The sequence below is a fragment of the Streptomyces sp. NPDC059917 genome (assembly GCF_042730635.1).
GTDB lineage: Bacteria > Actinomycetota > Actinomycetes > Streptomycetales > Streptomycetaceae > Streptomyces.
This window is the reverse complement of record NZ_JBHWLC010000142.1, coordinates 1-10,238: the sequence shown is the minus strand read 5'-3', so window position 1 is coordinate 10,238 and position 10,238 is coordinate 1. Positions and strand designations below refer to the sequence as shown.

The 10,238-nt window shown below is 75.3% G+C and carries 5 protein-coding genes; all 5 read left to right on the top strand.

Going from position 1 to position 10,238, the window contains the following annotated elements; genetic code table 11:
* On the top strand, positions 1–1,029 hold a 1,029-nt coding region (locus ACFWAR_RS38270; protein WP_385788005.1), incomplete at its 5' end, for a phosphopantetheine-binding protein.
* On the top strand, positions 1,026–1,835 hold the full coding sequence (locus tag ACFWAR_RS38265; RefSeq protein ID WP_385788002.1) for a thioesterase II family protein: 810 nt from the start codon (positions 1,026–1,028) through the stop codon (positions 1,833–1,835). The genes ACFWAR_RS38270 and ACFWAR_RS38265, both read left to right, overlap by 4 nt.
* Positions 1,836–1,896: 61 nt before the next feature.
* The gene (locus ACFWAR_RS38260; protein WP_385787999.1) at positions 1,897–2,934 is read left to right on the top strand and encodes a TauD/TfdA family dioxygenase; all 1,038 of its coding nucleotides are present in this window, start codon (positions 1,897–1,899) and stop codon (positions 2,932–2,934) included.
* Between the two features lie 5 nt (positions 2,935–2,939).
* On the top strand, positions 2,940–4,817 hold the full coding sequence (locus ACFWAR_RS38255) for an amino acid adenylation domain-containing protein (protein WP_385788011.1): 1,878 nt from the start codon (positions 2,940–2,942) through the stop codon (positions 4,815–4,817).
* Positions 4,818–4,827: 10 nt separating this feature from the next.
* Positions 4,828–10,179 (top strand): condensation domain-containing protein, encoded by a 5,352-nt coding sequence (locus tag ACFWAR_RS38250; RefSeq protein ID WP_385788008.1) that lies wholly within the window; start codon positions 4,828–4,830, stop codon positions 10,177–10,179.
* Positions 10,180–10,238 lie beyond the last annotated feature (59 nt).

The window sequence follows — 10,238 nt, the reverse complement described above, 5'->3', positions numbered from 1 at the left end:
CACATCCACACCCTCCACCAAACCCACCCCCACCTCACCATCACCAACGGATACGGCCCCGCCGAATCCATGGGCTTCACCACCACCCACACCACACACCGAACCAACACCCCACCCGCCACCATCTCCATCGGCACCCCCCTCACCAACAAACACGCCTACATCCTCGACACCCACCTCAACCCCACACCCCCCGGCACCACCGGCGAGCTCTACCTCACCGGCCACGGACTCGCCCACGGCTACCTCGCCCAACCCACCACCACCGCAACCCACTTCATCCCCCACCCCTACGGACCCCCCGGCACCCGCCTCTACCGCACCGGCGACCAAGCCCACTGGGACACCCACGGCAACCTCCACTACACCGGCCGCACCGACACCCAAATCAAAATCCGCGGCTTCCGCATCGAACCCACCGAAATCGAAACCACCCTCACCACCCACCCCCACATCACCCAAGCCACGCTCGCCACCCACCCGGACCACCACGGCACCCCGCAGCTGACCGCCTACGTCACGGCTGCCGGGCCGGACCCCGCGCCCTCCCCGCAGGACATCCGCATCTGGCTGCGGACCCTGCTCCCCGACCACATGGTCCCGGCCTTCGTCGTGCTGCTGGAGCGGCTGCCGCTCACCCCCAACGGGAAGATCGACAAGCGCGCCCTGCCCGCCCCGCAGGCCGTCACCGCGGTCGGCGGCCGCGAGCCCCGCACTCCCCTGGAGGAGACCGTGCGCGGCTACTTCACCGAGGCGCTGGGCGCGCCCGCGCCGCTCTCCATCGACGACGGCTTCTTCGACCACGGCGGCCACTCCCTGCTCGCCGCCCGCCTGACCAACCGGATCGCCACCACGCTCGGCGTCGCCCTCTCCCTGCGCGACATCTTCCAGAACCCCACCCCCGCCACCCTCGCCCACCGCATCGAGACCGCACGGTCCGAGGCGGACGGCGCACCGGCCGCGCCCCGCCGGGCCCGCCCCGCCCTGCGCCGCCGCACCGGCACCGACCACGAACGGAGTTCCTCATGACCAGCACCGCCGCCTTCGACCTCGACGCCGACTTCCCGGCCCCGGCCCCCGACGACGTCGTGTGGGACCTGCCGGGCGAGGGTCCGCAGCGCCTCTCGCTGCTCGTCCTGCCGCACGCCGGAGGCAACGCCCACGCCTACGCCGAATGGCGCGAGCACCTGCCCGCCGACGTCCGGCTGCTGATCGGCCAGTACCCCGGCCGCGGCGCCCGGTTCGCCGAGGAACTCCCCCGCGACATCGCGGACCTGGCCGGTCCGGTCGTGGCCGCGCTGCCCGCCGGGGTCACCGAGGAGCTGGTGGTGCTCGGGCACAGCATGGGCTCGCTGGTCGCCTTCGAGGTCGTACGGCTCCTGCAGGCGGCCGGGCACGCGCCGCGCCACCTCGTCGCCTCCGCGTGCCGGGCGCCGTTCCTGCCCAACCCGAGCGCGGTGCACCCCGAGCGGCTCGACGACGACCAGTTGGTCGCGGCCATCAAGGAGCGCGGGGGCACGGACGACGGGATCCTCGACGAGCCGGAACTGCGCGAGATCATCCTGCCGTCCATCCGCGCGGACTTCGCCATCGACGACGTCTACCGCTGCGCCGACGAGGCGGCCCGGGTGGAGTGCCCGGTCCTGGTGGTCGGCGGGGACGCCGACCCGGTGGTGCCGGCCGAGGCCCTGGAGCGTTGGGCGGAGGTCACCGACCACGACTTCGCCACCCGGATCCTGCCCGGCGGCCACTTCTACTTCCAGCAGCAGCTGCCCGCCTTCTTCGACCTGCTCTCCGGGGCCCTCGGCGCCCACGCGGCCGCCGCCTCCGCGTAGCCGTCCCGCGCGACCCGGCCGCCCCTTCGCCCCGAACTTCCCTTCCCCTTAAGGACTTTCCATGACCACCTTCGCCACCGCCCCCGCGCACACCGGGATCGACCCGGTCCGCGAGCCCGGCAAGCCCGTCGTCGTCCACACCCCGCAGGGCCTGGACCTCGACGCCGCCGTCGCCTGGGTCGACACCCACCGCGCCGCCATCCAGGCCGAGTTGCACCGCAGCGGCGCCGTGCTGCTGCGCGGGCTGCCCGTCGAGGACGCGGCCTCCTTCGCCCGGGCCCGGGACGCGCTCATCCAGCGGCGCGCCGGCTACAAGGAGAAGGCCACGCCGCGCACCGACTTCGGCGAGGGCGTCTTCTCCTCCACCGACCTGCCCGCCCTCCAGCCCATCCGGCTGCACAACGAGAACAGCTACACCCTCGACTTCCCCGGCGTGCTCCTCTTCGGCTGCGTGACCGCCCCCGAGGAGGGCGGTGCCACCACCGTCGGTGACATGCGCGAGGCGCTGCGGCTGCTGCCGCCGGAGCTGGTGGAGCGCTTCGAGCGGGCGGGCTGGCTGCTCGTGCGCAACTACTCCGAGCTGGCCGGGCTGCCCTGGTACAAGACGTTCGCGACCGAGGACAAGGCCGTGGCCGAGGCGTACTGCGACGAGAACGTCGTCGGCTACGAGTGGCTCGACGAGGACGACTCGATGATCACCCGTCAGCGTCGTTCGGCGATCGTCACCCACCCGGTGACCGGCGAGCGCACCTGGTTCAACCACTTCGCCTTCTGGAACGCGCGGACCCTGGACGAGGACATCCGCGAGGTGCTCGTGGAGACGTACGGCGAGGACGGCCTGCCCTTCAACACCTACCTCGGCGACGGCTCCCGGCTCACGGACGCCGAGGTCGACGCGATCAACGAGGTCTACGAGCGGGTGACCGTACGGGAGACCTGGCAGCAGGGCGACCTGATGATCGTCGACAACATCCTCTGCGCCCACGGCCGCGAGGCCTTCAAGGGCGACCGCAAGATCCTCGTCGCCATGGGCGAGCCCGTCGCGCTCGCCGAGTGCGCCCCCGCCACCCAGCCGTCCACCACCCTCTTCGGGAAGTGACCACCATGACCGCCGTGCTCCCCGAGCGTCCCCGCACCCTCGACGCCGCCCTCCCGCTCCCCCTCCCCCGCGCCGCGGCCCCCACCGCCGCCCCCGCCGATCTGCTCGCGCGGCTCGCGCGGGTGCCCGGGGCCCGACCCGCCGTGGTCGCCGGCGACCGCGAGCTGGACTTCGACGCGCTGCGCGCCGAGGCCCAGCGGATCGCCGACCGCCTCGCCGCCCGCGGGATCGGTCCCGAGAGCGTGGTGGCGCTGTGCCTGCCGCGCGGCGCGGACCTGGTGGCCGCCCTGATCGGCACGCTGACCGCGGGGGCCGCGTACCTGCCCGTGGACCCGAAGCTGCCCGCCGAGCGGCGGCGCTACCTCGTCGAGGACGCGGGCGCCGACCTGGTGGTCACCGCCGGCCCCGACGCGGCGCCGCTCGCCGAGGGCGTGCCGCACCTGCCGGTGGGCGAGCTGACCGCGCCGGGCGAGGGGCGCCCGTACGCCCCGGTGGCCGTGGGCGCCGACACGCTGGCCTACGTCATCTACACCTCCGGTTCCACCGGCCGCCCCAAGGGCGTCGAGATCGGTCGCGCCGCCGCCGCCGCGCTGCTCGCCGAGCTGGAGGGCGCGGGGATCGCCGTCACCGACGGCGGGCGGGTCGGCTGGAACGCCTCGCCGTCCTTCGACGCCTCCGTGCAGCAGTGGGTGCGGATCTGCCGCGGCGACACCATCGTCATGATCGACGACGAGACCCGTGCGGACCCGGCGCTGCTGGCCGCGCTGGTCGACGAGCAGGCCCTGACCGACCTGGACATCACCCCCTCGCACGCCGATCCGCTGCTGGACCTGCTGACCGCCGACGGCGGGCCGCGCCCGCTGACCCTGCTGATCGGCGGCGAGGCGATCAGCCCGGCCCTGTGGCAGCGCATCGGGGAGCGCACCCGCGCCGGGGTGCTGCGCGCGGTGAACCTGTACGGGCCCACCGAGTGCACCGTGGACTCCACGGCGGGCTGGATCGACGGGGCGGACGAGCCCCACATCGGCGCCGTCCTGCCGGGCCTGCTGATGCGGGTCCTGGACGAGGAGCTGAAGCCGGTCGAGGTCGGCGGCAGCGGCGAGCTCTACCTGGCGGGGCCGCGCGTGGGCCGCGGCTACCGCCGCCGTCCCGGGCTGACGGCGGAGCGGTTCGTGGCCGACGCGGGGCGGTCCCCCGCGGGCGGTGGCCGGATGTACCGTACGGGCGACCTCGTGCGGCTGCTCCCGGACGGCCGCCTCGGCTATCTGGGCCGGGCCGACGGACAGGTCAAGCTGCGTGGCCACCGCATCGAACTGCCGGAGATCGAGGCCGCGGTGGCCGCGTACCCGGGGGTCGCGGAGGCGGCCGTGGTGCTGCTGGACGAGGTCAACGGAGCACCGGGCCTGGTCGCGTACTACCGCGCCGCGGATGCCGGGGCGGGCGCCGTGACGCAGGCCGGACTGCGCGAGCGGCTGGGCGCGGAACTGCCCGGCTACATGGTCCCCTCCGCCTTCGTGGCCCTGGAGCGCTTCCCCACCACGACCAACGGCAAGTTGGACCGCGCCGCGCTGCCCGCGCCGGTCGCGCCCGAGGCGGATCCGGTCGCGGCGGGCGCCGGGGAGGCCGCCGAGCTGACCCGCTCGCAGCAGCTGATCGCCCGGGTCTGGGCGGTCGTGCTCGGCGCCCCGCACATCGGGCCCGACGACAACTTCTTCAAGCTGGGCGGCCATTCGCTGCTCGCGATCAAGCTGGTGTCCCGGGTCCGCGCCGAACTCGGCGTCTCGTTGCCGGTCAAGGCGGTCTACGCCAACCCCCGGCTGCGCGACCTCGCCGCCTTCATCGACACGCTCGTCGACGCCACCGCCGCAAGCCAGGACCAGTGAGGACATGACCGTGATCCCGTTGTCGTTCGCCCAGCGCAGACTGTGGTTCCTGGGGCGGCTGCACGGCCCGTCGGCCACCTACAACGCGCCGGTGGTGCTCCACCTCGACGCGGTGCCCGACACCGCCGCGCTCGGCGCGGCGTTGGCCGATGTGACCGGCCGGCACGAGGTGCTGCGCACCGTGCTGGCGGCGGGCGCCGACGCGGAACCCCACCAGCGGGTGCTGACGACCGCGGAGCTGCCCGGGCTCGTGGTGCAGGACTGCGCGCCCGGTGAAGTGGACCGGATCGTCGCCGGATTCACCCGGCAGACGATCGACATCACGGTCGAACCTCCCCTGCGGGCACGGTTGTTCGTGCCCGGCGATGGGACCTCGGTGCTGGTCCTGCTGATCCACCACGTGGCCACCGACGGCTGGTCCGTGCGCCCGCTGCTGCGCGACCTGGGCACCGCCTACGCGGCCCGGCTGGCCGGGACCGCACCGGCCTGGCAGCCGCTGCCGGTCCAGTACGCCGACTACGCGCTCTGGCAGCACGAACTGCTCGGGGACCCCGCCGACCCCTACAGCCTGGCCCGCGAGCAGCTGGACCACTGGGAGGCGGCCCTGGCGGGCGCCCCGGCCGTCATCGCGCTGCCCGCCGACCGGCCGCGCCCGGTCGAGCCCTCGGGTCGGGGGGCCACGCTGACCGCGCGGCTCGACGCCGCCGCCCACGGCGGGCTGCTGGCGCTCGGTCGCGGTCGGCAGGCCACGCTGACCATGGTGGCCCGCGCCGCGCTGGCCGCCGCCCTCGGGGCGGCGGGCGCCGGGCAGGACGTGGTGATCGGCGCGCCCGTCGCGGGGCGCCCCGAGGAGGACCTCTACGACCTCGTGGGCTTCTTCGTCAACTCCCTGGCGCTGCGCACCGATCTCTCGGGCGACCCGGCGGTCGGCGAGCTGGTCGAGCGGGTGCGGGACGCGGACCTCGCCGCCTACGAGCACGAGGAGCTGCCCTTCGACCTGCTCGTGGAGCACCTCGCCCCGCAGCGCTCCCTGGGGCTGCACCCGTTCTTCCAGGTGATGCTGACCGTGGACGCGGGCGACGCCGCCGCGCCGGTGTCGCTCGGCAGCGGCCCGGACGCGATCGGCGGGCGGCTCGCGGAGGTGGACCTGGCCGCCGCCAAGTTCGACCTGACCTGGTACTGCGCCCAGCGGCACACCGCGGACGGGCGGCCCGACGGGATCGACCTCGCCGTGCAGTACGCCGAGGACCTCTTCGACGCGCCCACCGCGCGCCTCCTGCTCGACGTCTTCGCCCGCGCCCTCACCGCCTTCGCCGCCGATCCCACCACACGCCTGGGCCAACTCGACCTGCTCACCGACGAGGAGGACGCCGCGTTCGAGGCGCGCCGCTCCCACCTCGCCGCGCTGGCCGCCCGCGCCGAGGCCGAGCGGGCGACCGCCCCCGGCCCCCGCACCGCCCGCGCCCTCTCGCCCCGCGAGGAGATCCTCTGCGGACTCTTCGCCGAGACCCTGGGCCGCACCCACCACCACGCCGACGACAACTTCTTCCGCAGCGGCGGCCACTCCCTCCTCGCCAGCAAACTCGTCAACCGCATCCGCGCCACCCTCGGCCTCGACCTCGGCATCCGCGACCTCTTCCTCGCCCCCACCCCCACCACCCTCCACCAACGCCTCACCACCCACACGACCAACGCGACACCCCGCCCCACCCTCACCCCCGTACCACCCCACCAACGCCCCGACCACATCCCCCTGTCGGCGGCCCAGCGGGCCCTGTGGCTGGTCGGACAGGTCGAGGGCCCGTCGGCGACGTACAACGCGCCGGTGGTGCTGCGCCTGGACGGCGTGCCCGACACGGGTGCGCTCCAGGCGGCGCTGGGCGACGTGGTGGAGCGGCACGAGATCCTGCGGACCCGCTACGCGGCCGAGGGCGGCGAGCCCTACGCGTACCTGCCCGACGGCCCCGGCCCGCGGATCGACCTGACCTCCTGCACGCCCGACAGCCTCGACGAGCTGGTCACCGCCGCCGGTCGGGAGACCTTCGACCTGGCCGCCCAACCGCCCCTGCGGGCGCGGATGTTCCTGCCGGGCGACGGGACCTCGGCGCTGGTCCTGCTGGTCCACCACATCGCCACCGACGGCTGGTCCCTGACCCCGCTGCTGCGCGACCTGGCCGAGGCGTACGAGGCCCGGTCGGCCGGGAGCGCCCCCGCGTGGCAGCCGTTGCCGGTCCAGTACGCCGACTACGCGCTCTGGCAGCGCGAGCTGCTCGGGGACCCCGCCGACCCGGCCTCCCTGGCCCACCGGCAGCTGGCCGACTGGCGCACGGCCCTCGACGGGCTGCCGGCCGCCGCCGACCTGCCCGCCGACCGGCCGCGCCCCGCCGAACCCTCCGGCAAGGGGGCCCTGCTCACGGCCCGGCTCGACGCCGATGCGCACCGCGCGCTCGCGGCGCTGGCCCGCGGCAGCCGGGCCAGCCTCTTCATGGTGGCCCGCGCGGCGCTCGCCGCCGCGCTGGCCGCCACGGGCGCGGGCGCCGACCTCGCCATCGGCACCCCGGTGGCGGGCCGCCCGGACCAGGCCCTGCACGACCTGGTGGGCTTCTTCGTCAACTCCCTCGCCCTGCGCGCCGATCTGTCCGACGACCCCGCGGTCGGCGAGCTGGTCGAGCGGGTGCGGGACGCGGACCTCGCCGCCTACGACCGCCAGGACCTGCCCTTCGACCTCCTCGTGGAGCACCTCGCTCCCGAACGCGCCCTGGGGCGGCACCCGTTCTTCCAGGTGATGCTGACCGTGGCGGACGCCGAGGACGACCGCTTCGCCCTCGGTGCGGTGACCGGCCGGGCCACCAGCACCGACCTGGGGGCCGCCAAGTTCGACCTGTCCTTCCACTGCGCGCAGACGCGCACGGCGCAGGGCGAACCGGCGGGCATGGACCTGATGGTGCAGTACGCCGAGGACCTCTTCGACGCGTCCACCGCGCGCCTGCTGCTCGACGTCTTCGCCCGCGCCCTCGCCGCCTTCGCCGCCGACCCGAGCCTGCGGCTGGGCCAACTCGACCTGCTCAGCGCCGAGGAGGGCGCCGCGCTCGACACCCGCCGCTCCCACCTCGCGGCCCTCACCGCCCGGGCCGCGCGGGCCGCGGCGGAGGCCGAGGCCGAGCGGGCCCGCGGCGCCGCGGCCCGCACCCTCTCGCCCCGCGAGGAGATCCTCTGCGGACTCTTCGCCGAGACCCTGGGCCGCACCCACCACCACGCCGACGACAACTTCTTCCGCAGCGGCGGCCACTCCCTCCTCGCCAGCAAACTCGTCAACCGCATCCGCGCCACCCTCGGCCTCGACCTCGGCATCCGCGACCTCTTCCTCGCCCCCACCCCCACCACCCTCCACCAACGCCTCACCCACACCACAGCCGACACCACCCCCCGCCCCACCCTCACCCCCGTACCGCCCCACCAACGCCCCGACCACATCCCCCTGTCCTACGCGCAGCGCCGACTGTGGTTCATCGACCAGCTCGAAGGGCCCTCCGCGACCTACAACATCGCGCTGGTGCGGCGCCTGGACCGGGATCTGGATCCGGCCGCACTCGCCGGGGCCCTGGCCGACGTGGCCGAGCGGCACGAGGTCCTGCGGACCGTCTACGGGGCCGAGGGCGGGGAGCCGTACCAGCGGGTGCTGTCCGGGGCCAGGCCCCAGCTGGAGCTGGGCCGCCCGGCGGACGTGGCCGCCGCGGTCGACGAGGCGGCCGGGCACGTCTTCGACCTGACGCGCGACCTGCCGCTACGGGCCTGGCTGTTCCTGCCCGAGGAGCCGACCGGGCAGCAGACCCTGGTGGTCCTGCTGCACCACATCGCGGCGGACGGCTGGTCCACCGACTGCCTGCTCGCCGACCTCGCCGAGGCCTACGGGGCCCGGCTGGCCGGGACCGCACCCGGGTGGCAGCCGCTGCCGGTCCAGTACGCCGACTACACCCTGTGGCAGCGCGAGCTCCTGGGCGGTGCCGAGCACGAACTGGCCCACTGGAAGGAGGCGTTGGACGGTCTGGCGCCGCTGATCGACCTGCCGACCGACCGGCCCCGGCCCGCCGAGCCCTCGGGCCGGGGCGCGGTGACCGGCTTCGCGGTGGGCGCGGACACCCACCGGCGCCTGACCCGGCTCGCGCACGAACAGGGGGCCACCCTCTTCATGGTGGTCCAGGCCGCGCTGGCGGCCGTACTCGACCGCTGCGGGGCGGGCACGGACCTGGCGCTCGGCACCACGGTGGCGGGGCGCGTCGACGACGCGCTGCACCCGCTGGTCGGCTTCTTCGTGAACACGCTGGTGCTGCGGACGGACACGGCCGGGGACCCGACGTTCACCGAGCTGGTGGGGCGGGTGCGGGAGGCGGACCTGGCGGCCTACGACCACCAGGACGTGCCCTTCGACCGGCTGGTCGAGCACCTCAACCCGCACCGGTCCGCCGCCCACCACCCGCTGGTGCAGGTGATGATGCAGGTGCACACGGTGGACCCCGCGGCGCGGGACGCGGCGGCCGGTGGTCCCCTGTCCGGCACGGAACCGGCCTTCGGGACGCGGACCGCCAAGGCGGACCTCACCTTCGCGCTCACGCAGGAGCCGGTATCGCGGGCGGGCGGCCAGCAGGGCCTGACGGGCGTGCTGGAGTACGCCACCGACCTGTACGAGGAAGCGGGCGCGCGGCGGCTCGCGGAGCTGCTGGTGGCCGCGCTGGACGCGTTCGCGGCGGATCCGGCGCTGCGCGTCGGGCAGTTGGCCGCCCCGGCGGATCCGCGCGGCGAGCGGCCGTGGGCCGGTGGGTACCGGATCGACCTGGCCCGGGTCACCGAGGTGCTCGCCGCGCACCCGGACGTGCTGCGGGCCGAGGTGCGGGTGGTGGACGGACGGGTGGTCGCCGAGGTGACCGGCGCCGTCACGGAGGCCGGGCTCCAGGAGTGGGCGGCCCGGCGACTGCCGGAGTACGCGGTCCCGGCGACGGTCCGCGTCCCCCGGGCCACCGCGCCGCAGCCCCCCGCGCCCCCCGGTCCCGAGACCCCCGACCCGCTGCTCGTCACCCTGCTCGCCCTCTTCGGCGAGGTGCTGGACGGGCGGGTGGCCGGTCCGCAGGACAACTTCTTCAAGTTGGGCGGGCATTCGCTGCTCGCGGTCCGGCTGGTGAACCGGGTACGGGCCGAGCTGGGCCTGGAGCTCACCCTGCGGGAGGTGTTCCGGCACCCGACCCCGGCCGGGCTGGCCGCCCTGCTGGCGCGAGCCGCCGCCACGCCGCCGCCGCTGGTCCCGGTGCCGGTCCCGCCGCCCCTGCGTCGGCGCACCCAGGCGGGCGCGCGGACCCGGCGGGCGTAGGTCCGCACCCTCCCCCCGGCGCGACGCCCGGGGCGCCCCCTGCCGGGGCGCCCCGGGCC